27 protein-coding genes and 1 other RNA gene are annotated in these 24,353 nt (G+C 67.1%); 15 read left to right on the top strand and 13 right to left on the bottom strand.

The annotated features are described in order from the left end of the window. Positions 1 to 182 precede the first annotated feature (182 nt). The 6 genes from lovK to dapD all read left to right on the top strand — a co-directional run bounded on the left by lovK (position 183) and on the right by dapD (position 4,549). The gene (lovK, locus tag ACT53N_RS06595) at positions 183 to 1,289 is read left to right on the top strand and encodes a photosensory histidine protein kinase LovK (protein ID WP_476063147.1); all 1,107 of its coding nucleotides are present in this window, start codon (positions 183 to 185) and stop codon (positions 1,287 to 1,289) included. Positions 1,290 to 1,308: 19 nt separating this feature from the next. Then, positions 1,309 to 1,776: a response regulator gene (locus ACT53N_RS06590; RefSeq protein ID WP_476063146.1), complete on the top strand. Its 468-nt coding sequence runs from the start codon at positions 1,309 to 1,311 to the stop codon at positions 1,774 to 1,776. Further along, a complete protein-coding gene (locus ACT53N_RS06585; protein ID WP_476063145.1) occupies positions 1,776 to 2,048 on the top strand; it encodes a SemiSWEET family sugar transporter in 273 nt (90 codons plus the stop codon). The genes ACT53N_RS06590 and ACT53N_RS06585 overlap by 1 nt, the downstream gene beginning before the upstream one ends. A gap of 82 nt (positions 2,049 to 2,130) precedes the next feature. Further along, positions 2,131 to 3,045 carry an acetylglutamate kinase gene (gene argB / locus ACT53N_RS06580; RefSeq protein ID WP_476063144.1) on the top strand — a complete coding sequence of 305 codons (915 nt, stop codon included), beginning with the start codon at positions 2,131 to 2,133 and terminating at the stop codon, positions 3,043 to 3,045. Beyond that, positions 3,042 to 3,707, top strand: coding sequence for a pyrimidine 5'-nucleotidase (locus tag ACT53N_RS06575; protein ID WP_476063143.1), 666 nt, complete (start codon positions 3,042 to 3,044; stop codon positions 3,705 to 3,707). Before argB ends, ACT53N_RS06575 begins: the two co-directional genes overlap by 4 nt. Beyond that, positions 3,704 to 4,549: a 2,3,4,5-tetrahydropyridine-2,6-dicarboxylate N-succinyltransferase gene (gene dapD, locus ACT53N_RS06570; RefSeq protein ID WP_476063142.1), complete on the top strand. Its 846-nt coding sequence runs from the start codon at positions 3,704 to 3,706 to the stop codon at positions 4,547 to 4,549. Before ACT53N_RS06575 ends, dapD begins: the two co-directional genes overlap by 4 nt. Positions 4,550 to 4,600: 51 nt before the next feature. Here dapD and ACT53N_RS06565 read toward each other — a convergent pair whose 3' ends face one another. Next, positions 4,601 to 4,927, bottom strand: coding sequence for a cell surface protein (locus ACT53N_RS06565; protein WP_476063141.1), 327 nt, complete (start codon positions 4,925 to 4,927; stop codon positions 4,601 to 4,603). Positions 4,928 to 5,033: 106 nt separating this feature from the next. Here ACT53N_RS06565 and fmt point away from each other — a divergent pair, with 106 nt between their 5' ends. Beyond that, positions 5,034 to 5,960: a methionyl-tRNA formyltransferase gene (fmt, locus tag ACT53N_RS06560; RefSeq protein WP_476063140.1), complete on the top strand. Its 927-nt coding sequence runs from the start codon at positions 5,034 to 5,036 to the stop codon at positions 5,958 to 5,960. After that, positions 5,960 to 6,739: a tRNA pseudouridine(38-40) synthase TruA gene (truA, locus tag ACT53N_RS06555; RefSeq protein WP_476063139.1), complete on the top strand. Its 780-nt coding sequence runs from the start codon at positions 5,960 to 5,962 to the stop codon at positions 6,737 to 6,739. Before fmt ends, truA begins: the two co-directional genes overlap by 1 nt. A 92-nt stretch (positions 6,740 to 6,831) precedes the next feature. On the opposite strand, the gene ACT53N_RS06550 is transcribed toward truA, so the two are convergent. After that, positions 6,832 to 7,752 (bottom strand): glutaminase, encoded by a 921-nt coding sequence (locus ACT53N_RS06550; protein WP_476063138.1) that lies wholly within the window; start codon positions 7,750 to 7,752, stop codon positions 6,832 to 6,834. 17 nt (positions 7,753 to 7,769) lie between these two features. Then, positions 7,770 to 8,930, bottom strand: a complete 1,161-nt coding sequence (gene dapE, locus ACT53N_RS06545; protein WP_476063137.1) for a succinyl-diaminopimelate desuccinylase — start codon at positions 8,928 to 8,930, stop codon at positions 7,770 to 7,772. A gap of 64 nt (positions 8,931 to 8,994) precedes the next feature. Between dapE and ACT53N_RS06540 the strand changes: the two genes are divergently transcribed. Continuing rightward, on the top strand, positions 8,995 to 9,474 hold the full coding sequence (locus ACT53N_RS06540; protein WP_476063136.1) for a cupin domain-containing protein: 480 nt from the start codon (positions 8,995 to 8,997) through the stop codon (positions 9,472 to 9,474). A gap of 6 nt (positions 9,475 to 9,480) precedes the next feature. Here ACT53N_RS06540 and def read toward each other — a convergent pair whose 3' ends face one another. From def to ffs, 7 genes are all read right to left on the bottom strand, one after another. Continuing rightward, the gene (gene def / locus ACT53N_RS06535; RefSeq protein WP_476063135.1) at positions 9,481 to 10,002 is read right to left on the bottom strand and encodes a peptide deformylase; all 522 of its coding nucleotides are present in this window, start codon (positions 10,000 to 10,002) and stop codon (positions 9,481 to 9,483) included. Positions 10,003 to 10,010: 8 nt separating this feature from the next. Beyond that, positions 10,011 to 11,300 (bottom strand): DNA recombination protein RmuC, encoded by a 1,290-nt coding sequence (locus tag ACT53N_RS06530; RefSeq protein WP_476063134.1) that lies wholly within the window; start codon positions 11,298 to 11,300, stop codon positions 10,011 to 10,013. A 53-nt stretch (positions 11,301 to 11,353) separates the two neighbouring features. Beyond that, the gene (locus ACT53N_RS06525; protein ID WP_476063133.1) at positions 11,354 to 11,506 is read right to left on the bottom strand and encodes a hypothetical protein; all 153 of its coding nucleotides are present in this window, start codon (positions 11,504 to 11,506) and stop codon (positions 11,354 to 11,356) included. A gap of 109 nt (positions 11,507 to 11,615) precedes the next feature. Then, entirely contained in the window at positions 11,616 to 12,218 is a 603-nt protein-coding gene (gene recR, locus ACT53N_RS06520) for a recombination mediator RecR (protein WP_476063132.1), read from the bottom strand. 169 nt (positions 12,219 to 12,387) lie between these two features. Then, complete coding sequence (locus tag ACT53N_RS06515; protein WP_062094817.1) at positions 12,388 to 12,717, bottom strand: YbaB/EbfC family nucleoid-associated protein; 330 nt, start codon at positions 12,715 to 12,717, stop codon at positions 12,388 to 12,390. 116 nt (positions 12,718 to 12,833) lie between these two features. Then, complete coding sequence (locus ACT53N_RS06510; RefSeq protein ID WP_476063131.1) at positions 12,834 to 14,672, bottom strand: DNA polymerase III subunit gamma/tau; 1,839 nt, start codon at positions 14,670 to 14,672, stop codon at positions 12,834 to 12,836. Between the two features lie 90 nt (positions 14,673 to 14,762). Then, positions 14,763 to 14,854: signal recognition particle sRNA small type (gene ffs, locus ACT53N_RS06505), an RNA gene on the bottom strand. 75 nt (positions 14,855 to 14,929) lie between these two features. Between ffs and nudC the strand changes: the two genes are divergently transcribed. Both nudC and ACT53N_RS06495 read left to right on the top strand, forming a co-directional pair. Further along, complete coding sequence (gene nudC, locus ACT53N_RS06500) at positions 14,930 to 15,871, top strand: NAD(+) diphosphatase (RefSeq protein WP_476063130.1); 942 nt, start codon at positions 14,930 to 14,932, stop codon at positions 15,869 to 15,871. A 93-nt stretch (positions 15,872 to 15,964) separates the two neighbouring features. Continuing rightward, positions 15,965 to 17,203, top strand: coding sequence for an acetyl-CoA C-acetyltransferase (locus tag ACT53N_RS06495; RefSeq protein ID WP_476063129.1), 1,239 nt, complete (start codon positions 15,965 to 15,967; stop codon positions 17,201 to 17,203). Between the two features lie 130 nt (positions 17,204 to 17,333). On the opposite strand, the gene ACT53N_RS06490 is transcribed toward ACT53N_RS06495, so the two are convergent. Continuing rightward, a complete protein-coding gene (locus tag ACT53N_RS06490; RefSeq protein WP_476063128.1) occupies positions 17,334 to 18,788 on the bottom strand; it encodes an AMP nucleosidase in 1,455 nt (484 codons plus the stop codon). Positions 18,789 to 18,935: 147 nt separating this feature from the next. On the opposite strand from ACT53N_RS06490, the gene ACT53N_RS06485 reads away from it, so the two are divergent. From ACT53N_RS06485 to ACT53N_RS06470, 4 genes are all read left to right on the top strand, one after another. Further along, positions 18,936 to 19,943 carry a hypothetical protein gene (locus tag ACT53N_RS06485; protein WP_476063127.1) on the top strand — a complete coding sequence of 336 codons (1,008 nt, stop codon included), beginning with the start codon at positions 18,936 to 18,938 and terminating at the stop codon, positions 19,941 to 19,943. Positions 19,944 to 19,996: 53 nt separating this feature from the next. Continuing rightward, positions 19,997 to 20,848 (top strand): hypothetical protein, encoded by an 852-nt coding sequence (locus ACT53N_RS06480; RefSeq protein WP_476063126.1) that lies wholly within the window; start codon positions 19,997 to 19,999, stop codon positions 20,846 to 20,848. A gap of 174 nt (positions 20,849 to 21,022) precedes the next feature. Beyond that, positions 21,023 to 22,276, top strand: coding sequence for a dicarboxylate/amino acid:cation symporter (locus tag ACT53N_RS06475; RefSeq protein WP_476063125.1), 1,254 nt, complete (start codon positions 21,023 to 21,025; stop codon positions 22,274 to 22,276). Between the two features lie 144 nt (positions 22,277 to 22,420). Further along, a complete protein-coding gene (locus tag ACT53N_RS06470; RefSeq protein ID WP_476063124.1) occupies positions 22,421 to 22,843 on the top strand; it encodes a DUF6491 family protein in 423 nt (140 codons plus the stop codon). Between the two features lie 23 nt (positions 22,844 to 22,866). Here the strand turns inward: ACT53N_RS06470 and ACT53N_RS06465 are convergent, their stop codons facing one another. Then, positions 22,867 to 23,244: a hypothetical protein gene (locus tag ACT53N_RS06465; RefSeq protein ID WP_476063123.1), complete on the bottom strand. Its 378-nt coding sequence runs from the start codon at positions 23,242 to 23,244 to the stop codon at positions 22,867 to 22,869. A gap of 22 nt (positions 23,245 to 23,266) precedes the next feature. Continuing rightward, on the bottom strand, positions 23,267 to 24,142 hold the full coding sequence (locus ACT53N_RS06460; RefSeq protein WP_476063122.1) for a 2-dehydropantoate 2-reductase: 876 nt from the start codon (positions 24,140 to 24,142) through the stop codon (positions 23,267 to 23,269). Between the last annotated feature and the right edge of the window lie 211 nt (positions 24,143 to 24,353).

The following is a 24,353-nucleotide window of genomic DNA, read 5'->3' as shown; positions in this document are numbered from 1 at the left end:
TCCGGATGGGTCCTTGAGCATCGCGGCGACCGGCCCAGCCGGCCATTCCTCCCCAGGTTCGCCGCGTTCTGACGGCGGGAGTCCTTCGCGGCTCCCGCCGTTTCTTCATCCGCTATAACCTCTGTTGGGAACTCGACAGGATCGGGTACGTTGAGCGTCCACGGGGAGGTGGGAGCTTAGCCTTGGAAGACTATTCGGAATCGCGCCGAGCCGGCGAACGGCTCGCCGCCGGACATGGCGTCGACGACCCCTTCGCCGCCGCGATCCGCGCCACGCGGATGGCCATGATCGTTTCGGACGCCACCCAAGCTGACAACCCGATCATCTTCGCCAACGACGCCTTCCTGAAGCTGACCGGCTACGCGCGGGACGAGGTGATCGGCCGCAACTGCCGTTTCCTGCAAGGACCCGACACGGACCCCGAAACTGTCAAGACAGTGCGTGACGCCGTGGCGGCGGGGGATGATGTCGCCGTCGACCTCCTCAACTATCGTAAGGACGGATCGTCGTTCTGGAACGCGCTCTACCTCTCGCCCGTACGGAATGACGCGGGTCAGATCGTCTATTTCTTCGGCTCCCAGCTGGATGTCACCGACAAGAAAGCCGTCGAGGTTCGCGCCCGAGACCACAGTGACGGCCTTCAGCAGATGGTGGATGAGCGGACACGCGAACTCACCCAAGCGCTGGAGCAGAAGACCGTGCTTCTTCACGAGGTGGACCACCGCGTGAAGAATAACCTTCAGCTCATCTCCAGCCTGCTTTTGCTGCAAAACCGGCGCGTGCCTGATCCTGCGATCAAGGCGTCATTGAAGGGAATGTTGGGCCGCGTGAACGCGATCGCGACGGTCCACCGACGCCTGTTCCAAAGCGAGGACGTGGAGCGCTTCGACGTCTCAGCGTTCATTCGGGACATGGTCGCCGACCTGATGGGCTCAGCCATGCGTGACGACATCCGGGTGGAGCTGGATCTCGAACGCGTCGAAATCCCCGCCGCCAAGGCGGCCCCGCTCGCCCTGGTGGTCAACGAACTTCTGACCAACGCCCTTCGGCACGGCTTTCCAGAAGGACGCGGGGGTCGCATCTTCGTCGGCGTTTCCCGCCTCAACGGCGACTTCCGGATCGAAATCGCCGATGACGGCGTTGGTTCGACTAGCGAAACGAAGACATCCGGCTTTGGCCTGACCATCGTCCAACTGCTCTGCCAGCAATTGAAGGCGAAATGGGAGACCACCGACGCGGAACCTGGGACCCGTGTGGTCGTTCTGTTGCCCGTCAATGGGGCGCACTGAGTAAGGACTTGTCTTGGTAATGAGCCGGCCAGCGCTCGATGTTCTGATCGTCGAAGACGAGATGCTTCTCGCCATCGAGTTGGAACATCTGATCGAGGAGGCTGGCTGCCACCCCCTCGGCTGCGCCATGAGTTCAGACGAAGCCGTCGCGCTCGCCGAGCAGCTCAAACCTGACCTTGCCCTCGTGGACGTCCATCTCAGCGATGGCCCGACCGGCGTCGACGTGGCGCGCAAGATCGCCGACGACTGCGGCGGCGTCGCTTTGTTCATGACCGCCAACGTCAAACGTCTGCCCGACGACTTCGCCGGCGCCTGCGGCGTGATCGGCAAGCCCTATTCGGAGCATGGTGTAAAGACCGCCCTGGCCTTTCTCGCCGTCTGCCTCACCGAGGGGCGCGCGCCGGGTCCGATCCCCGTTGGCCTGACCCTGGCGCCAGCCTACGCCCAGCGCTGGGAGGCCGAGGACCCGCTGGCGAGATCCGCCTGATGGACGGGTCGCCTCTCGCCGTTGTGATCGGAACACTGGCGGCCTTGCTGTCGATCGGCAGCTTTGCGCCACAGATCATCAAGACTTGGCGCGAGCGTGATGCTTCAACCGTCTCATTGCGGATGTACCTCGTTACGGTGACGGGATTTGCGTGCTGGCTGGCCTATGGCCTGATGATCCAGTCTTGGCCGGTCATCGCGTCAAATCTCGCCTGCCTTGTGATGTCCGGCGCGATGCTGGCGCTCAAGCTGCGGTTCGGTCGCGTGGGTTAAAGGCCGGGGTTCGTTTTTGGTGACAGGGGGGGCGGGGTCCGCTATCGAGGCGCCGCTCTTTTCCGCATCGAGGACCGCCGCCTTGACCGACGTCGCCGAGGAAGCTGGCTGGGCCACCGCCAAGACTTTGGCTGAGGCTCTGCCCTATATCCAGATCTACGACCGCGAAACGGTCGTGATCAAATACGGCGGCCACGCGATGGGCCAGGAAGAGGTCGCCAAGGTCTTCGCCGCCGATGCGGTCCTGCTGAAGCTTTTGGGTGTCCACCCGGTGGTGATCCACGGCGGCGGCCCGCAGATCAGCCGCATGCTGGACAAGGCGGGCGTGAAGTCCACCTTCGTCGACGGGCTGCGCGTCACTGACGAGGCGACGATGGAAGTCGCCGAGATGGTCCTGTCGGGCGCGATCAACAAGGAGATCGCCAACTGGATCACGCTGGCCGGCGCCGAGGCGGACGTGCGCGGCGTAGGTTTGTCAGGCAAGGACGCGCGCCTGATCACCGCCGAAAAGGTGACGCGGACCAAAAAGGATCCGGACAGCAACATCGAACAGGCGGTGGACCTTGGCTTCGTCGGCGAGCCGACTAAGGTCGACCCGCAGCTGATCGAGGCGCTGCTGACTTCGGAGCATGACTACATCCCGGTCGTCGCGCCGATTGGCGTTTCGCCTGACGGCGACACCTTCAACATCAACGCCGACACCGTGGCGGGCGCCCTGGCGGGCGCGCTCAAGGCCAAGCGCATGTTGATGCTGACCGACATCAAAGGCGTGCTCGACGGGAACGGCGAACTGATCCGTGAGATGACAATCGAACAGGCTCGCGCGCTGATCGAGACGGGCGTGGCCACCGGCGGCATGATTCCGAAGCTGGAAAACGCCATCCACGCGATCGAGTCCGGCGTCGAAGCCGTCGTCATCCTGGACGGCCGCCGCCCGCACGCCATGCTGGTTGAGCTGTTCAGCGAGCACGGCGCGGGCACCCTCATCAAGCGATGAGCGCGGACCTTTCCCACGTCGACACCTGGCTGTTCGACCTCGACAACACGCTCTACCCGATCGAGACCCAGTTCATGGGCCTCATCGAGGCCAAGATGACGGATTTCGTGGCCCGCGAGACCGGCTTGCCGCGCGACGAGGCGCGCGTACTGCAGCACAGCTACTTCACCGAGCATGGCACCACCTTGGCAGGGCTGATGGCCAACCACGGGATAGAGCCCTCGCGTTTTCTCGACGAGGTGCACGACGTCTCGCTGGACTGCCTGTCGCCCGATCCAGCCCTCCGCGCGGCGATCGCCGCCCTGCCCGGTCGCCGACTGATCTTCACCAATGGCTCGATCGGCCACGCCGAGCGGGTTCTGGCGCATCTGCAACTGCGCGACCTGTTCTCCGAGGTTTTCGCCATCGAGACGGCCGACTATGTGCCAAAGCCCGCCCTGACGACCTTCGACAAGATCTGCAAGCTTCATGCGATCGATCCGCCGATGACGGCCTTCTTCGAGGATAGCGAGAAGAACCTCGTTCCCGCCTCGCGCCTGGGCATGACGACCGTCCTGGTCGGCCCGCACGCGGCGGCCTCGACTTCCGAACACGTTCATTTCCGCACCAAAGATCTCGCCGAGTTCCTAAGCTCGGCGCGCCTGCAAGGAAGCCCCGCATGACCGCCATTTCTTTGGCCGACCTCCAAACCGAGATCGAAGCCGCCTGGGAAGCCCGCGCCGACGTCTCGGCTACCACCACTGGCCCGGTCCGCACCGCCGTCGACGAAGCCTTGCGCCTGCTCGACAGCGGCGAGGCCCGCGTCGCCGAGAAGATCGACGGTGAGTGGTTCACGCATCAGTGGCTGAAGAAGGCGGTGCTGCTCTCGTTCCGCCTGAACCCCAACACCGTGATGCGCTCAGGCGCGCTGGGCGGCGGCGTTGGTCCGTGGTGGGACAAGGTGCCGAACAAGTTCGACGGCTGGGACGCCCCGCAGTTCGAGGCCGGCGGCTTCCGCGCGGTGCCCGGCGCGATCGTCCGTCGCGGCGCCCACATCGGCAAGAACGTGATCCTGATGCCGTCGTTCGTGAACATCGGCGGCTATGTCGATGAAGGCACGATGGTCGACACTTGGGTGACCGTGGGCTCGTGCGCCCAGATCGGCAAGAACGTCCACCTGTCCGGCGGCGTCGGCATCGGCGGCGTGCTGGAGCCCCTGCAGGCCAACCCGACCATCATCGAAGACAACTGCTTCATCGGCGCCCGTTCGGAAGTCGTCGAAGGCGTCGTGGTCGGCGAGGGCTCGGTCCTGTCGATGGGCGTGTTCATCAGCGCCTCGACCAAGATCGTCGACCGCAAGACGGGCCAGGTCCACATCGGCAAGGTGCCGCCCTACAGCGTCGTGGTCCCCGGCAACCTGCCGGATCCGAATGGCGGGCCCGGCCTCTACTGCGCGGTGATCGTCAAGACGGTCGACGCCCAGACGCGGTCGAAGACTTCGATCAACGACCTGCTGCGGGATTGATGGGGCTTAGTTCCTCCCTCGCCTCGCGGGGGAGGAATTGGGAACTGCGGGCTACCGGGTCGCCTCATTCAGTTGCTTCTTGCTCTCGGCCGCGCCTTCCTTGGCGTCCTGCTTCAGGTCCCGGCCGGCTTCCTTGAGCTCCTGTCCGGCCTCGCCGGCGGCCTCCTTCAGCTCCGCACCGGTCTCCTTGGCGCTTTCCTTTATCGCCGTCCCAGCCTCCTTGACGTCCGGATCGTTGGCGATGTCGCGGGCCGCGTCCTTGATGTCAGCGGCGGCGGCCTTGGCGCCTTCCTTGACCTCCTGGGCGTGCTGGTCCGAACAAGCGGCGAGAGACAGGGCGGCGCCGGCGGCGGCGATCAGAAGCAATTTCGAGCGCATGGTCAGGCTCCCGGCTGGGTTCATGGGGCAGGTGGATAACGAAAGGCCATGGCGCAGGTTCCGCGTCGGCTTTGCGTCCGGGCGTCGAGACCGCTAAACCCCCGCCATGCGCATCGCCTTTCTCGGCACCCCCGATTTCGCCGTCACCTGCCTCGCCGAACTCGTCGCCTCGGGCCACGAGATCGTCGCCGTCTATTCCCAGCCCCCGGCTCCGCGCGGACGCGGACAGGAGCTGAAGCCCTCGCCGGTCCACGCCTTCGCCGAGGGCCTGGGCCTGCCCGTCCGCACGCCGGTGTCGATGAAGACCCTCGAAGAGATCGACGCCTTCAAGGCGCTGGACCTCGACGCTGCTGTCGTGGTCGCCTTCGGCCAGATCCTGGTGAAGGAGGTGCTGGAGGCCCCGACCCATGGCTGCTTCAACCTGCACGCCAGTCTGCTGCCCCGCTGGCGGGGCGCCGCGCCCATTCAGCGCGCGATCATGGCCGGCGATGCGGTCACCGGCGTTCAGGTCATGCGGATGAGCGAAGGCCTCGACGAAGGACCGATCCTGATGTCCGAGCAGGTCGCGATCGCGGCCGACGACACCGCCGCCTCCCTGCACGACAAGCTAGCCGCCGTCGGCGCGCGCCTGCTGCCCGTGGCCTTGGCCGCGATCGAGCGGGGCGGGGCGGTCGAGACCCCGCAGGCCGAGGACGGCGTCACCTATGCCAAGAAGATCAAGTCCGCTGAAGCTCGCATCGACTGGAGCCGGCCGGCCGGCGAGATCGACTGTCACATCCGGGGTCTGTCGCCCTTCCCCGGCGCCTGGTTCGAGGCGCCGTCCGAGAAGGGTCCCGTCCGGGTGAAGGCGCTGCTGTCACGGGTCGAGGCCGCCTCGGGCACGCCCGGAACCGCCTTGGACGACGCCCTTCTGATCGCCTGCGGTGAAGGCTCGGTCCGTCTGCTCAAGGCCCAGCGCGAGGGCAAGGGCGTCCAGGATGCCGAGACCTTCACGCGCGGCTTCCCGATCGCAGCTGGGACCGTGCTGGCCTGATGCCCCGCTACCGCCTCCTCGTCGAGTATGACGGCCGTCCCTATGCCGGATTCCAGGCCCAGGCCACCCTGCCCAGCGTGCAGGGCGCGATCGAGGCGGCGGTGAAGGCCTTCTGCGGCGAAGAGGTGCGCATCGCCGCCGCCGGCCGCACCGACACCGGCGTTCACGCTACCGGCCAGGTGGTCCATGTCGATCTTGAAAAGGACTGGCCGGCCCAGACGGTGTTCAACGCCCTCAACGCCCACCTGACCCGCGAGGCGGTGTCGATCCTGTCCGCCGAGGTGGCCGAAGGCGATTGGCACGCCCGCTTCTCGGCCAACGAGCGCCGTTACCTCTACCGGATCCTCAACCGCCGCGCCCCGCCAGCCCTCGACAAGGGCCGGGTCTGGCACATGAAGAAGGACCTCGACCACGAGGCCATGCACGCGGCCGCGCAGCATCTTGTCGGCCTGCACGACTTCACGACCTTCCGCGACATGCACTGCCAGTCCAAGAGCCCGGTGAAGACCCTGGACGTCGCCCGCGTGCGCCGGGTCGGCGAGGAGATCCACCTGGACTTCGAGGCCCGCAGCTTCCTGCACCGCCAAGTGCGTTCGATGACGGGGACGCTGGTCGAGGTCGGCGCGGGCCGCTGGAGCCCCGACGACGTAAAGGCCGCGCTGGAGGCCAAGGACCGCCGCGAGTGCGGTCCGGTCGCGCCGGCGGACGGGCTCTATCTGGTGGGCGTTGGGTACGGCCCGATAAATCCTCCCCCCAGCGGGGGAGGTGTCGACGCGTAGCGGCGACGGAGGGGGAAGAGGCGGGGTCTCCAAGACTTCCCCCTCCGTCGCTACGCGCCACCTCCCCCACTGGGGGGGAGGATTTATCGCCCCTAAAGCACCGAGCAGTTCGTGATCTGGCTGAACGCCTCCAGCGCCGCGGCGCCGACCACGCTCGTGCCGAACCGATCCAACTCCGGCGACCAAACCGCGACCGTGGCCTTGCCGGGAATGACCGCGACAATGCCGCCGCCGACGCCGCTCTTGGCCGGCAAGCCGACGCGATAAGCGAAGCTGCCGACGCTGTCATAGATGCCGCAGGTCAGCAGCAGGGCGTTCAGGCGTCGGGTCAGACGTTCGGGGAACACCGTCTCCTGCGCGATCGGCGAAAAGCCGCCAGCCGCCAGCGGCAGGAAGGCGCGGGCGAGCTGACGACAGCTCATGGTCAGCGCGCACTGGCGGCAATAGGCGGCGACCACCGCCTCGGGCTCATGGGTGATCGTGCCCTTGCCCCGCATCAGGCTGGCGATCGCGCGGTTCTGCCAGGCGTGCGCCAGTTCGGACGTTGCAACGGTCGGATCGATCTCGAGCCGCTCTTCGCAAAGGAAGCCGGCGAAGTCGCGCACCAAGGCGGCCGGATCGCGGGTCACGTCCATCAGGATGTCGGTGACCGCCAGGGCGCCGGCGTTGATGAACGGATTGCGCGGCACACCTTGCTCGGCCTCAAGCAGGGACAAGTGATTGAACGGCGTGCCGGACGGCTCTTTACCCACCCGTGTCCAGGTCTCGTCACCCAGACGGTTCAGGGCCAGCCCCAGGGCGAAGACCTTGGTGATGCTCTGGACCGAGAAGCCTTCGTCGGCGTCGCCGATGACGTGTTCGTCGCCATCGACCATCCGCACGGCCATGCCGAACTTGCTCCCAGGCACGGTGGCCAGCTGCGGGATGTAGTCCGCCGGTTTGCCCTTGCCGAAATGCGGCTTTACCAGAACCGCCACCTCAGCCAGCACGTCGGGGATCGAGAGCGCCTTCATCCTCGTCCCCGCTCGGCTCAGGCGAACGCTTGGAAGTAGCGGGTGATCAGGGCCTGGTAGGCGCTCGCCAACTGACGGACCTCTTCGACCGGCACGCGCTCATCGACCTGGTGCATGGTCGAGCCGACCAGGCCGAACTCGACGACGGGGCACAGGGCGCGAATGAAGCGGGCGTCGCTGGTGCCGCCAGTCGTCGACAGCTCCGGCGCACGGCCGGTGGCGTCGGTGATGGCGGCGACGATCACGTCCGTGAAGTCGCCAGGCTCGGTCAGGAAGGCCTCGCCGCTGATCTTGCACAGCGCGCTGGCCGTTCCGTCGAACCCTTCCGCGGCCTTGGCGCACTCGCCCTCGATCCAGGCGGCCAGGTCCTTGCCCTTATGGGCCGGATTAAAGCGGATGTTCACGCGCGCCTTAGCCGAGGCAGGGATGACGTTGGTGGCGGTGTTCCCCACGTCGATCGTGGTGATCTCCAGGTTCGACGGCTGGAAGCCTGTATAGCCACCGTCCAGCACCCGCGCCTTCAGGGCCGACAGGATGTCGACCAGCACCGGAACCGGATTGGCCGCGCGGTGCGGATAAGCCACGTGGCCCTGGCGCCCCTCGACCGTGATCCAGGCGTTGATGCTGCCGCGCCGGCCGATCTTGACCATGTCGCCCAGCAGGTTCGCCGAAGTCGGCTCGCCGACGATGCAGTGGTCGATGATCTCACCCTCTGCGGCCAGGGCCTCGACGACCTTGACGGTGCCGTCCTCGGCCACGCCTTCCTCGTCGCCGGTGATCAGGAAGCTGATCGAACCGGGATGCTCGGGGATCTGGGCGACAGCGGCGACGAAGGCGGCGATGGCCGACTTCATGTCGACTGCGCCACGCCCGAACAGCACCCCGTCCTTGATCTCGGCCTCGAACGGCCCAGCGGTCCAGGCCGCGTCATCGCCCGCCGGCACCACGTCGGTATGACCCGCGAAACACAGGTTTGGCCGCGCCGTCCCACGCCGGGCGTAGAGGTTCTCGATCTCGCCGAACTTCATGCGGCGGCAAGTAAAGCCGAGCGCTTCCAGTTGGCGCTGCAGAGTGTCCATCGCGCCGGCGTCGGCCGGGGTCACGGACGGACGGCGGATCAGGGCCTGGGCGAGCTCAACAACGTCGATGCTGACGGAAACGGGCGCGGGACTGGTCATGGTGCAGGCTTTAGGCTTCCCTCCGGGCCGACGCAAATTCGGCACGCTTGTTCCAAGGTAGGTCATGCCCAAGATCGATCTCGCCACCGCCCCCACCCGTGTCGGCACGGCCTATCCCGCGCCGTTCAACCAGCCTTGCCTGCAGCGCCACCGCACCAAGCTGGGCGACGCGGTCGGGCTCGATCAGTTCGGCGTCAACCTGCTGCGCCTGCCGCCTGGCGCCTGGTCCAGCCAGCGCCACTGGCACACGGCCGAGGACGAGTTCACCTGGGTCGTCGAGGGCGAAGTCGTGCTGGTCGACAATGACGGCGAGACGGTGCTGCGCGCCGGCGATTGCGCAGGCTTCAAGGCCGGCGTCGCCAACGGTCACTGCTTCCAGAACCGGTCAGACAAGGACGTTCTGCTGCTGGAGGTGGGGTCACGCAGGCCGGATGAGGACGGCTGCGACTATCCGGATATCGATCTGATGCTGCGGGAGGGGGAGAGCATATACCGACACCGGGATGGGACGCCCTACGAGACCGACGAGGGGCGAAAGCGATAGCCCGCCCTAAGCCGCCCGGCGCGCCTTCTTCACCTTTGCCATGGCGCGGTCGCGGCGCAGGCGCGAGAGGTGATCGATGAACAGCACCCCTTCCAGGTGATCCATCTCGTGCTGGATGCAGACCGCGAACAGGCCCTCGGCCTCTTCGACGACCGTCTCGCCCTGGTAGTTCATGTAGCGCAGGGTGACCTTGGCCGGGCGCTCGACCTCGTCATAGTACTCGGGCACCGACAGGCAGCCTTCTTCGTAGCCGAGGGTGTCTTCCGAGCTGGCCAGGATCTCCGGATTGACGAAGTAGCGCGGCGCCGGCTCCTCGCCCTCGCGGGCCAGGTCCATGACGATGACGCGGACGGGCTCGCCGATCTGTACGGCGGCCAGACCAATGCCGGGGGCGTCGTACATGGTCTCCAGCATGTCATCCATCAGGATGCGCAGCTCGTCGGTGACGGCCTCCACCGGGGTGGAAACCTTCTTCAGAACCGCCAGGTCGGCGGCGTTATCGACGGTGAGGATGCGACGGATGGCCATGATGCTGGTCAGGTAGGCGTGTCATTCCCGAGGGTCAAGGTGGGAGATTGTCCCACAGCCTTCAGCTTGGTCAAAGGGCGAACGGCCTGATCGACCATAGCGGGCTCGGCAATCTCTTTGCCCTCGTGATCAACCGACAGGTCCTCGAAGCGGCGCGCCTGGGTCAGGACCTGGCTCTCCAGCGAGCCGACAAACTGGTTGTACTTGCCCACGGCGCTCTCCAGCGCCTTGCCCACGGCGCCGGCGTGCGCCCCCATGACCGAGACGCGCTTATAGAGTTCGCGGCCCACCTCGACGATATGGGCGGCGTTCTTGGCCTGGTCCTCGGCCCGCCAGCCATAGGCGACGGCCTTGCAGAGGGCGAAGAGGGTCGTCGGCGTGACCAGCACCACCCGACGATCCATGGCCTCGGCCATCAGCTCAGGAAGGCGGTCCAGGGCTGCGGCCAGGAAGCCGTCGCCCGGCACGAACATGGCCACGAAGTCAGGCGAGCCCTCGCCCGCGAACTGGTCCCAATAGGCCTTGGACGACAGGCCCTGCATGTGGGTGCGGACGCTCTGGGCGTGACGGGCCATGGCAGCTTCGCGCAGGACCTCGTCAGTCGCCTCCTGGGCTTCGAGGAAGGCGTTGAGCGAGCACTTGGCGTCAATCACGAACACCCCGCCGCCCGGCAGCGTGACCTTCACGTCCGGTCGGCGACGCCCCTCGTCGCTGTCGACGCTGAACTGCTCCTGGAAGTCGAAGCGGCTGTTGAGACCGGCGGCTTCCAGCACGTTGCGCAGAGTCTGCTCGCCCCAGCGGCCCTGCACGCCTGCGCCCCGACGCAGGGCGGCCGACAGCTTGCGGGCCTCGGCCTGGGTGGCGGTCGAGGCCTCCATCAGGGCCGCGATCTGGGCCTTGAGGCCGCCGGTCTCCTCGGCGCGGACCTTCTCGACGGCGTTCACCTGGGCCTCGAACTTGGCCAGGGTTTCGGCGACCGGCTTGAGCTGAGCTTCCAGCCGGGCCTCTGCGAGGCGCTCGCGGCTCTTGGCGTTCTCGTCGGCGCGCTTGATCAGCTGTTCGGCGATGGCGTTGGCGCTCTGGGCGGCCTGGGCCTTGATCAGCTCGATCTGGGTGGCGCTCTGGTCCTCGAGCAGGCGATGGCGCTCTTCGGCCTGGGTCAGGCGTTCGGTGAGCAGCCAGGCCTGGGCCTCGGCCTTGGCGGCCCGGCGCTGAGCGGCGACGGCCCACAGTCCCAAGGCCACAGCGGCCAGGGCGAAGACGAGGGCCAGGATCAGATAAGGATCGGAGAAGTTCATGCTCCGTTCCTACCCGAAGTCGGCGGCGGCATAAAGACCGCCGCCGCTTCCCATCACTCGTCGCCGTCAGCAATGTCGGCGATCAGGCCGTTGATGGGCTCATCGTTGAAGCTCGTCACGTTATGACCCTTGTCGTGGACGCCGACCTTGGCGACGTGCGGGGTTTCGATCTCGACCTCAGGGGCCTTGTCGTCTGGCGTGCTCATGAAAATCGTCCCTCTACAGACGCACCGGCGCTCCCGACGCGACAACGGGGAGCTTGGCTTTTGAAAGCGGAGCTGTCAGCCGGTTTCCCGAAGCGCTCCCCGGTTTTTCTCAAGCCGGCCGCCGGGCGCGCAACGCTTGGGCGATCGTGCCGTCGTCTAGCCAATCCAGGTCGCCGCCGACCGGTACGCCGCGCGCCAGCATCGTGACGGGCACGTTGGTCTGGGCCAGGCGGTCGGCGATGTAGTGGGCGGTCGTCTGGCCATCGACCGTGGCTGGCAGGGCCAGGATCACCTCCGCGACCTGCCCCTCCCCGACCCGCGCCACCAGTTCGCCGATCCGCAAGGCCTCAGGGCCGACGCCATCCAGCGCCGAGAGCAGGCCGCCCAGCACGTGGTAGCGCCCCTTGAACGACCCGCCGCGCTCCATCGCCCAGACCGAGCCGACCTCCTCGACCACGCACAGCAGGCGGCCGTCACGCGAGCCGTCCGCACAGACGGCGCAGGGCTCGGTGACGTCCAGCGAGCCGCAGGTCCCACAGGTGCGAACCTTGGCCTGCGCCTCGGCCATGGCCAGCGCCAACGGCGCCAGCAGGGTGTCGCGCTTCTTCAGCAGGGCCAAGGCCGCCCGCCGGCCCGAGCGCGGGCCCAGCCCCGGCAGCTTGGACAGCAGGGCGATCAGGCGCTCAATCTCGGGTCCGGCGGAGGCGGCCATGGTGTCCTTTTTTCTCTGAGCATCAGGATCAGAGACTATTCCGTCGTCATCCCGGCCGTAGCGCAGCGGAGAGCCGGGACCCAGGGGCCACTTCACTGCGCTGGACACCTGGGTCCCGGATAGCCTCTTCGAGGCTTCCGGGATGACGCGCTTTTTGTGGGTGCTTGTCCTAGAACTTCATCCCGGGCAGGCCGCCCATCAGGCCAGCCATCGGACCGGCGGCGTCCTGCATCATCTGGGCCTGCTTGGCGTCGAGCTTCTTCTTGGCGTCGGCGTGGGCGGCGACGATCAGGTCGGCGATCACCTCGCCCTCGCCAGGCTCGATCAGGCTCTCGTCCAGCACCACCTTGGCCAGCTCGCCCGTGCCCTTCAGCGTCACCGTCACCATGCCCCCGCCCGAGGTCCCCTCGACGGTGCTCTCGGCTAGACGCGCCTGGGCGTCCTGGAGCTTCTGTTGCATGGCCTGGGCCTGCTTCATCAGGCCGCCGAGATCTTTCATGGTCTTGTCTCCAAACCTACTTGTCATCCCGGCGAAAGCCGGGACCGCCGGATACGCCGGCGCTCGCCGTGGTCCCGGGTCTGCGCTGCGCTGGCCCGGGATGACAGCTTCCTTTGTCAGCCCTCTTCCTCGTCCGGCTCCAGCGGGGCCGCCTCGGGCGTGAGGATCTTGCGGATTTCGACGATCTCGGCGCCGGGGAAGGCCGACAGCACCGAGGCGACGAAGGGGTCCTGCTTGATGGCTTCCAACGCCTCGCGCTCCTCGCGCTTCTGGCGCTCCATCAGGCTTTCAGCCCCGCCGCCGCCTTCGGCCGCCACCAGCCAGGGCTGGCCAGTGTGTTCCTTCAGGAAGCGGACCAGGCGCCCCGCCAGGTTGCCGGGCGCGCCGGGCGCGGCCTCAAAGGTGAGCGCGCCGGGGCGGAAGTTGATCGGGCGGACGTACTGCTCGACGTCAAGCCGCAAGCCGATATCGCGCTTGGCGGCGATCAGGGCCATGACGTCGTCGAACGAAGCCAGCACCGGCATGGCCAGAGCGCCAGGCGCAGCCATCATCACCGGCGACTGGGCCGAGGCCGTCGCCCCGCCCGAACCGCCGCCGATCGAAACGCCGCCGCCGGGACCACCGCTCCCGAGCGGCGCGCCGTCGCGCAGGGCCTTCAAGGCCTCCTCCGGACCGGGCAGGTCGGCGGCGTAGCACAGGCGGATCAGCGCCATCTCCGCTGCGGCCATGGCGTCTGGGGCGCGTCGCACCTCGTCATGGGCCTTCAGCAGCATCTGCCACAAACGCGACAGCGTGCCGGCCGAGGTATGGGCGCCGATCGCAGCCAGACGCGCGGCCTGCTCCTTGGGCATCGACAGGGCGTCGGGACCCAGCGCCTTGGACACCGCCGAGGCGTGGCAGTGGTCCAGAACATCCAGCATCACCACCGCCGGATCAGCGCCGAAGCCCCACAGGGCGCGGAAGCCTTCCAGGGCCTCCTTGGTCTTGCCGGCCATCACATGTTCGTAGAGGGCGATGGTCTGGCTACGGTCGGCTAGGCCCAGCATGTCGCGGACGACCGTCGAGGTGACCGTCTGACCACGCTCTGTCTGGACGATGGCCTGGTCCAGCAAGGAGAGACCATCACGCACCGAGCCCTCGGCCGCGCGGGCGATCAAGGCCAGGGCGTCCATCTCGATCCGCGCGCCTTCCTTGGCCGAGATGCGGTCGAAGTGCTTGACCAGCACGTCCGGCTCGACCCGGCGCAGGTCAAAGCGCTGGCAGCGCGACAGGATCGTCACCGGAACTTTTCGGATCTCGGTGGTGGCGAAGATGAACTTCGCGTGCGGCGGCGGCTCTTCCAGCGTCTTCAGCAGCGCGTTGAACGCCGCCGTCGACAGCATGTGCACTTCGTCGATGATGTAGACCTTGTAGCGCGCCTCGACCGGGGCGTAGCGCACCCCGTCCAAAAGCTCGCGCATCTCGTCGACCTTGGTGCGCGACGCGGCGTCCAGTTCCAGCACATCCATGTGCCGGCCCTCGATGATCGAGCGGCAGTGGTAGCCTTCGGTGGTCAGGTCCACCGAGGGGCCCTTGGCCGTGTCGGTCTCGTAGTTCAGCGCCCGGGCCAGCAGGCGGGCCGTCGTGGTCTTGCCGACGCCCCGGACGCCGGTGAGCATGAAAGCGTGGGCGATGCGGCCGGTCGAGAAGGCGTTGGCCAGGGTGCGGACCATGGCCTCCTGGCCGATCAGGTCCTCGAAGGTGCGCGGCCGGTACTTCCGCGCCAGAACCGTATAGGCGTCGCCCTTCTCGCCCTCGGGCGGGGTTTCGACCACGGGGCGCGCCTCGACGGCCGACGCCGGCGCGTCACCGAAGATGTCGGCGGTGTTCACGTCCCGCTCGGCCAAGTCTTCCTTGGGGGGCGCCTCGTCCCACGGCGGCGCGGAATCGGGCGAGAGGTCGTCGTGGTCGGCCATGGCGCTGAGTGTAGTGGGGCGGAGGGCGCAGCAAAAGCCTCGCGCCCAACCGAGCGCGCATCTGCTGACAGAATTTCGAGGGAAATGAGGTGGAGACCGGCAGACGACTCAGAGGTGATCTCGTTGTGGCTGCTGCCTCTCGGCCCTGACCAGGTTGGCGAGGACTCCGTCCGCGCCGATCTCCGAGGCCTATATCGCGACTCATCGCGCAGGATGCAAGGCTGACGAGTCATTCCGCTCACGCTACAGAGTGGCGCATGCCTCTTTCGATCATCACCAACACCTTCGCCGGCAACCCTCTGGACCGTGATAGCGAGCGTCGCGGCGACGAAGCCTTCCTCGCCGAAAAGCTGGCCGATCCCGAATCCCTGGCCGTCGCGCTGTGGAACGGCAAGCCGCTGGTCGAGGACATCCTCGGCGAGGACGGCAAGCCGACAGGCGTGCAGATCGCCTATCTGCGGGCCGACATGGCCCAGGACCTGGCGGGCGGGAACGAGAAGCTGCTCTATATGGGCCTGTGGAAGGACATCGCGGTCTTCGCGGTCGACATCGAGGGCGCGGCCGATCCGGCCGAAGGCCCCCTGCAGGGCCTGGGCCGCTTCGAGGAGTTGCGCGGCGCGGCCGCCTCCATGCCGCCCGCCGACGCCGGCATCCTGGCGACCGCCAAGTCGATGTTCGAATGGCGCCGTCGACACCGCTGGTGCAGCGCCTGCGGCCAGAAAACAGAAGTCTCGGACGGCGGCTGGAAGCGCGTCTGCCCGTCCTGCGAGGCGGAGCACTTCCCGCGCACCGATCCCGTCGCGATCATGCTGGCGATCCATGACGGCAAGTGCCTGCTGGGCCGCCAGGCGATGTGGCCCAAGGGCATGTTCTCGGCCCTGGCCGGCTTCATCGAGCCCGGCGAGACCATCGAAGAGGCCTGCGCCCGCGAACTACAGGAAGAGGCCGGCCTCAAGGCGACGGCGGTCCGCTATCACTCCAGCCAGCCCTGGCCGTGGCCAAGCTCGCTGATGATGGGTCTGATGGCCGACGTCGACAGCGCTGACGCCGCCCCCGACCAGACCGAGCTCGAGGAAGTGCGCTGGTTCAGCCGCGAGGAAGCCCAGCAGCTGATCAAGGGCGAACTCGATGGCCTGTTCGCCCCGCCCCCCCTGGCCATCGCCCACCAGCTGATCAAGGCCTGGGCCGAGGAGGCGTAAAACCTCTGGACTGCCCCAGCGGCGCCTCCCGTTCAGTTCGTATCGAGCCCGGCCAGCAAGACCGGCGATGTGAACTGAACATGGGAGGGCCCAATGGCCGAAGCCTATATCATCGACGCCTGCCGCACCCCGCGCGGCATCGGCAAGGTCGGCAAGGGAGCCCTGGCCGACTTCCATCCCCAGCACCTCGCCGCCACGGTCCTCAAGGCCCTGGCCGAGCGCAACGGGCTGAACACGGCCGAGGTCGACGACATCATCTGGGGCACCTCCAGCCAGCGCGGGTCGCAGGCCGGGGACCTGGGCCGCATGGCCGCGCTGGACGCCGGCTATGACGTGCGCGCCAGCGGCGTGACCCTGGACCGCTTCTGCGGCTCGGGCATCACCACGGTGAACCTGGCGGCGGCCTCGATCATGTCGGGCATGGAGGACCTGGTCATCGCCGGCGGGACCGAGATGATGTCCTACACCTCAGCCACCGCGAACGTGACCTCGCCGCCGATGCTGGACAGCGGAAACCTGCGCCTGCGCGCCCGTCATCCGCAGTCGCACCAGGGCGTCTGCGCCGACGCCATCGCCACGCTGGAAGGCATCACCCGCGCCGATGTCGACGCCCTGGCGCTGGAAAGCCAGCGCCGCGCCGACCTCGCCATCAAGGGCGGCCACTTCGACAAGAGCCTGATCCCGGTGCTGCGCGATGACGGCTCGGTGGCGCTGGACCACGAGGAGTTTCCGCGCCCGCAGACCACGGCCGAAGGACTGGCCAGCCTGAAGGCCTCGTTCGCGGCCCTGGCCGAGATCCCGGTCGACGAGGCGGGCAACACCTATGGCGGACTGATCCGCAAGGTCTACCCGGACCTGAAGATCGAGCACATGCACCACGCCGGCAATTCGTCGGGCGTCGTGGACGGCGCGGCGGCGGTGCTGCTGGCCTCCCCCGCCTACGCCCAGCGCAATGGCCTCAAGCCCCGCGCCAAGGTGATCGCCATGGCCAATGTCGGCGACAGCCCGACCCTCATGCTGAACGCCCCGGTCCCCGCCGCGCGCAAGGCCCTGGCCAAGGCCGGCCTGACCGTTGACGACATCGACCTTTGGGAAATCAACGAGGCCTTCGCGGTCGTAGCCGAGAAGTTCATCCGCGACCTGAAGCTGGACCGCGACAAGGTCAATGTGAACGGCGGCGCCATGGCCCTGGGCCACCCGATCGGCGCGACCGGGTCGATCCTGATCGGTACGATCCTGGACGAACTGGAGCGTCGCGACCTTAAGCGCGGCCTGGTGACGATGTGCGCCGCCGGCGGCATGGCGCCGGCGATCATCATCGAGCGGGTGTAAAATAGATGCTCCCCCGCGCTGCGGGGGAGCTCTCACGTAGTGACTGAGGGGGCGAGCTGGGCGAACGCCGCGTTAGCCCCCTCCGCCCCCCCTGGTCCACCTCGCCCGAACCGCGGGGGAGGATCTGTCGTCAACGGAACGGCGGCTCGTCGAAGGCTCGCAGCTTGCGTGAGTGCAGGTTCGGGCCTTCGGCGTGCAGCAGCTTGCAGGCCAGGATGCCGATCTGCAGGTGCTGGCTGATCGCCCGCTCGTAGAAGGCGTTGGCCTGGCCGGGCAGCTTGATCTCGCCGTGCAGCGGCTTGTCAGAGACGCACAGCAGCGTCCCGTAAGGCACCCGGAAGCGATAGCCCTGGGCCGAGATGGTCGCCGACTCCATGTCGATCGCCACCGCGCGGCTCTGGTTGAAGCGCAGGGCTGAGAGGCTGTGGCGAAGCTCCCAGTTGCGGTCGTCGGTTGTGACGACCGTGCCGGTGCGCAGGCGCTTCTTCAGCTGGTCACCGCTGTCGCCGCTGATCGCCTTGGCCGCGTCGTAGAGGGCGCGTTGCACCTCGGCGATCGAGGGGACCGGGATTTCCGGCGGCAGCACCGCGTCCAGCACGTGGTCGTCACGCAGATAGGCGTGGGCCAGGACGTAGTCGCCGATGGTCTGGGTGTCGCGCAGGCCGCCGCAGTGGCCGATCATCAGCCAGGCCTGCGGCCGCAGCACCGCCAGGTGATCGCAGATCGTCTTGGCGTTCGAGGGGCCGACGCCGATATTGACCAGGGTCACGCCTGAGCCGCCCGGCGCCATCAGGTGGTAGGCCGGCATCTGGTGCTTGCGCCAGGTCGACTCCGCCACCGCCAGCTCTGGATTGACCGTGTTGGCGGTGATGGTCAGGCCGCCCGCGCACGACAGCGCGGTGTAGGGGCTATCGGGTTGCTGCAGCTGCTCGATGCCCCAGCGGACGAACTCGTCGACATAGCGATTGTAGTTCGTGAACAGGATGAACTGCTGCACGTCCTCGGCCGGGGCCCCGGTGTAGTGCTTCAGGCGCGCCAGCGAGAAGTCGGTACGCAGGCCGTCGAACAGTGACAGCGGATGGGTGTCCTCCAGCACCGAGTTCCACAGGCCGTCGGCGATCTCGTCGCCGATGAAGGCCAGGTCCGTGGTCGGGAAGAAGCGGGCGATGTCCTCGCTGCGCACATCGGCCTGGTTCAGGTCGATCGTGGCGTCCAGGACGTAGGGATAGGGGATTTCCTGGCGCGAGCGGTCGATTTCGATCTCGACCTCGAAGTCGTCCATCAGCAGCGTCAGTTGCTCGACCAGATAGTCGCGGAACTGGGCCGGGCGGGTCACCGTGGTCGCATAGACGCCCGGACGGCTCACCCGGGCGTAGGAGCGGGCCAGCTTCGGCGGCAGCGCTTCTGGATCGTAGGTCAGCCGCAGCTCGGGATAGGCGAACGTCCCGTCAAAGCGGGCGGCCGGATCCGGGCGGGCTCCATCTTCGAGATAGGCGCGGAGCGCGTCGCGCAGAGCGCCGACGGCGCGTTCGTATTCGTCATTGAGCCGTTCGACGACGGCGATTGCTTTTTCTTGGTTTGACATGGCGCCTTATAGCGACGTTTTGCGACCTTGGCGAGGCAGCGGCGCCGTTCGGATAATAATTTTATTACTTCCGATCTCGCCGAGCGGGTAGCTTTCGCCCTTTGCCACTTCTGCTAGGCTCGCCCCGGGGATTGTGGGGGCGATCAGATGACAGACGGCAAGGCGGCCAGTTCGGCGCCGCGCAAGCGCCGAAGGGCGCTTAAGGCTCAGCCCGCGACAGCCTCTGATCCGACCACGCCCGACGCCATCGAGATCGCCATGGACCTCGCCGCGACGGGCCAGGCGCCCAGTCCAGCCGCCCGCGCCATCCTGGAACGGCAGGCCCAGCTAATCGGCTGGCAAATCGCCAGCGAGCGCGCCGGCTTTGCGCTCAAGGTGCTGACGGGACTGGCGGGCGTGGCCGTAGCGGTGGCGATCGGCCTCATCCTATGGGCGGCCAGCCAGTATCGCGGCGTGACCGTACAGCCCTTCTCCACCCCGCCCGACCTGCAGGCCCGCGGCCTGACCGGCGCGGCGATCTCGGCGCGGCTGCTGGACAAGCTCAGCGACCTGCAGGCGCGGACGAACTCCATCCGAGCAGCCAGCAGTTATGACAACAGCTGGTCCGACGCGCTGCAGGTCGAGATCCCCCAGACCGGCGTCTCGGTCGGCGAAGCCTGGCGCTTCCTGCGGGCTCGACTGGGCAAGGAAACCCAGATCAGCGGCGAGATCATCCGCACGAACGCCGGGCTCAGGATCAGCGCGAGAAGCGATGGCCAATCCGCGCCGCTGGTCTCGGGGGATGAAGCAGATCTTGAGACCCTGTTGGATCAAGTCGCCGACGCGATCTACGCCAAGAACCAGCCCTATCGCTATTCGGTCTTGCTCACCCAAACCAATCGGCGAGCCGAAGGCGACGCTATCCTAGATCAACTCACCCACTCACCGTTGGCGAACGAACGAAAGTGGGCGTTTTCCGGGTTGAGCGTGTCATTGCGCGCGGTCGGACGCTACGAAGAAGCCTATGAAAAGGCCTTGGCCAGCCAAGGCGTAGATGATCGCTTTGCGCCGGCCTTCTTCAACAGGAGTCGAACCGCCGCCGCTCTAGCTGGATGGAGCGCGCATACCGCACGAACGATCAGGGCATTCGGTTCATTCGCGACACCCGTGATCTAGACGTCAGTACGGCCCAGATCCGCGCAGTGTCCGCCCGAGGCGAAGGCTTGGCCATGCTTCATGACCACGTGGGCGCCCTCCCGCTTTTTCGGGCGCGCATGGCGTCGAACTACAACTTCAATACGCTCACCAGCGCGAACGCCGTGGCGTCGCTGATCGCTCTCCACGAGCCAACCGCCGCAATCACACTGATCGGACGCCAGACCCTCGCCTACGAGGGCATCGACTATGGGCGTGAAACCTCCGCCACGCGCCATCTGGCGCTGGAGGATTGGCCCGCAGCGGTCACGGCCTATGCCCAGATCGAGACAGCCTGGGAAACCTCGCCGTCCTTCCCGGAACAGCGCCGCTGGCGACGGCGACGGGCGCCGGACGCGGCCTACGCCCTCGCGCGGACCGGCCGACTGCAAGACGCCAAGGCCCTGGTCGCCGACCTGCCGCTCGACTCCTATTGGGTCGTCATCGGCAAGGGACAGGTCGCGGCCCTGGCCGGCGATGTCCCAGGCTCCGAGCGCTGGTTCGCCACGGCGGCGCAGCAGGCGCCCAGCCTCGCCGACGCCGAGCTGGCCTGGGGGCGGGCGCGGTTGGATCGCGGCGACGTCGACGGCGCGATCGACCGGTTCAAGGCCGCCCGCAAGAAGGCGCCCCGCTGGGCCGATCCGCTGAAGCTGTGGGGCGACGCCCTGATGGCCGGGGGAGACCGCGCCGGCGCGATACGAAAGTACAAGGCCGCCGAGCCCTTCGCGCCGCGCTGGGGCGGACTGCACCTGGCCTGGGGCAAGGCGTTGTTGGCCGAGGGCAAATCCAGCGAGGCGGCCAACCGCCTGCGCCTGGCGCAAGGCCTGGACTTGTCAGCGGCCGATCGCGTCTTGCTTGATCGCCTGATGACTTCGGCGCAGCGTTAACGCCTCCAAGCCCGGCTCGCCGCGCGAAGAGCATGGACGAACCCGCCCATGTCGGCCACAAGGGCTGAAATGCTCCAGGAAAGAGCGACTGGCGGCGCGGGCGTGCTCGCGCGTCGTTCCTTCCGACAACCAGAACAAGCCGTCGACGCCCAAGTGAGGCGCCAGGGGGACTAGATGAATAAACGCTTCGCCTATCTGATCATCGCCTCGATGATCCTAGGGGTGCTGGTCGGCTGGGCCTGCAACCAGTTCCTCGATCCGGCCGGGGCCAAGGCGGCCGCCGGCAACCTGTCGATCATCACCGACATCTTCCTGCGCCTGATCAAGATGATCATCGCGCCGCTGGTCTTCACCACCCTGGTGGCCGGCGTCGCGCACATGGAAGACGCCGCCGCCGTGGGCCGCATCGGCGCCAAGACCATGACCTGGTTCATCGGCGCCTCGGCCGTGTCGCTGCTGCTGGGCCTGCTGATGGTCCACCTGCTGGATCCCGGCGCGGGCCTGAACATGGCCCATGTCGACGTGGCGATGAAGACCACCGCCTCGACCGAAGCCTTCACCCTGAAGGGGTTCATCACCCACCTGGTGCCGACCTCGATCTTCGACGCCATGGCCAAGAACGAGATCCTGCAGATCGTGGTGTTCTCGCTGTTCGTCGGCACTGCGGTCGCGGCCCTGGACGACAAGGCCCCCCAGATCCTGGAGCTGGTCGAGCAGGCCGCCCAGATCATGCTGAAGGTCACGGGCTTTGTGATGAAGCTGGCCCCGCTGGCCATCTTCGCGGCCCTGGCCTCGACGATCGCCACCCAGGGCCTGGGCATGCTGGCCACCTACAGCAAGTTCGTGCTCGGCTTCTACCTGACCATGGGCGTGCTGTGGGCGTTGCTGTTCGTCGCCGGCCTGGCGGTGCTGGGCAAGCGGGTGGTGCCGCTGTTCGGCGTGATCCGCGACCCGACCCTGCTGGCCTTCTCGACCGCCAGCTCGGAAGCCGCCTATCCGCGTATCCTCGACAGCCTGCCCAAGGTGGGCGTGCGCCGCCGGATCGTGTCGTTCGTGCTGCCGCTGGGCTATTCGTTCAACCTCGACGGCTCGATGCTGTACTGCACCTTCGCCACGATGTTCATCGTCCAGGCGCACGGCGTCGAACTGACGGTCCAGCAGCAGATCTTCATGCTGCTGCTGTTGATGGTGACCTCCAAGGGCATCGCCGGCGTGCCGCGCGCGTCGCTGGTGGTGATCATGGCCACCCTCACCTATTTCGGCCTGCCGGAAGCGTGGATCGCGCTCGTTCTGGGCGTCGATCACCTGCTGGACATGGGCCGCAGCGCCACCAACGTGGTCGGCAACAGCGTCGCCGCCGCAGTCGTGGCCAAGTGGGAGGGCGAACTGGACGACATGCCGCCCGAGGGCGAAGCCGCCAAGGTCTGACGCCCCCCTTCGGCCGCCTGAGATCGCCCGCTCCGCCTCGGCGGAGCGGGCTTTTTCGTGTCCAGTTTCAAATGTACAGTAAAAACTTGACAAGAACCGCGCGAGGTCCAATCTCGTTGGGCGAGGGACTATGAGGATGACGTCATGAGCAAGATCTCCCCCATCGCGCGCGGCGCGCTGATCGGGCTGGCCATAGCGGGCTTCTCGGCTTCGGCCGCCCTGGCCCAGGCTCCGGGCGAGGCCCCCAAGGCCGCCAAGCCGACACGGCAGTGCTTCTACCTTTCCGACTGGCGCGGCTGGTCGGCGCCGGACAAGAACACGCTCTACATGAAGGTTCGCGGCCGCGACGTCTATCGCGTCGATCTGGCTTACGGCTCCAACCAGCTGACCTGGCCGGGCACGCATCTGGTCTCGGTGGTGCGCGGGCCCGACAGCGTCTGCCATCCGCTGGACCTGGACCTGCGGGTCTCGGACGGCTTTGGCATGCCGCTGCCGATCCGCGCCAAGACGATCACCAAACTGACACCCGAAGAGGTGCAGGCGCTGCCGAAGAAGTATCGGCCTTAGATCCGGTCGGCGGCGCGCCCAAGCTAACAACCGATGTCGAGCGGCTGCGCGTACAACGCAGCCGCTTTGCGGGTCAGTTCCTCCAACTCCGCCAAAAGCGCTGGATCAGGGCTCTTGAGGTTGAAGCACGACTTGCCCTGCTGTCGCTTCTTCAGCGCAGGCGAGATGTCGGCCAGCAGCGCCGGATGGCTGTAGACCGGCATCAGGTGGATCGACACATAAGCCTTCTTGCGCGCTGCAGCGCCGAACCACATCCGCTCCTTGGGCTTGGCCGGGTTGGCCCAGTCGGCCAGCAGGGTCACCCCATCCGGCCGCTCATTGACCGCCTCCATACCCGTCGCCGCGCGCGCCAGCATCGCCCTGACGGCGGCATAGGTCTCATCCAGAACCTCTGTCGTCATGGCGTCCCCCTCCGCCGTCAGCTTAACCTCGCGCTGCGGCGTTGAGCAAAGCCACGATCATGGCGTTGGCCGGCGTGGCGATGCCGTGGATCGCGCCCCGACGAACAATGACGCCGTTGCGGGCGTCCAGTTCCATGGCGCGCCCCGCCGCGCGGTCGGCGTGCAGCGAGTTGACCGAGCCCGGATCGGCGGCGCGATAGCCGGCGATCACCTGGTCGGGCAGGTCGTCGGAGAGGTCCGCGCCCTCGGCCCGGCCGACGGCCACGCACTCGCGCACCAGGGACCGCATGACCTGCGCCGCGCCCTCGTCCTGGGCGATGCCGGCGGGCTTGAGCACCAGAGCATTGACCGCCCCGGCGCAGTTGAGGGCGAGCTTCTTCCAGGCCTGCGTGGTGAAGTCGGCGACGGTTTCGACCGCGATCGGCGTGTGGGCGAAGAGCGCGACGAAGGCCTCACCAGCCGCGCCCGCCGGAACCTTCATCCAGCCGTTGCGTCGCTGCAGCATCCGTCCCGGCGCCGAACGCTCGGCCGGGATGTCGACGACGGCCGGGACCAGGTTCCCCTTCGCGATCCGGCCCGCGAAGGGCTCGATGTGCTCGACCCCGTTGCGCAGAATGGCCACGCGGGTCTGCGGCCCGACCAACGCTTCGAGCCAGGTCCAGGTGGCGTCAGTGTCATAGGTCTTGGTGGTGACCAGCACCCAGTCGATGGGCGACAGGCCCTCCGGCGAGGTCGCCACGCGCGGCGTCGCGGTGATCGCGCCTTCCGGCGTCTCGATCGCCAAGGTCTCGAAAGGCGTGCGGACACAGACGGTCACCGCATGGTCGGCGTTCTGCGCCAGCCAGGCGGCGAGCGTTCCCCCCACGGCGCCCGGTCCGATCACGGCGATGGTGGTCATGGGAAACACCGAAGACTCAAAAATAAATCTACCGATTATTTTCCATAGGCGCTGAACTGTATCGATTAGGCCAAGTATCGATAATCAACCGCTGAGCCATCGCAAACGCACAGTCTCGATGGATCAGTGCGCTCCTGTATTTACCACCAACTACTAAGTCGTATCTAACTGTAGGACCTTCTACCTCTTTCCCGCAGCACAGACATTCGCG

The sequence above is a fragment of the Caulobacter sp. DMC95 genome, from assembly GCF_056313785.1.
This window is presented reverse-complemented; position numbering and strand designations above follow the sequence as displayed.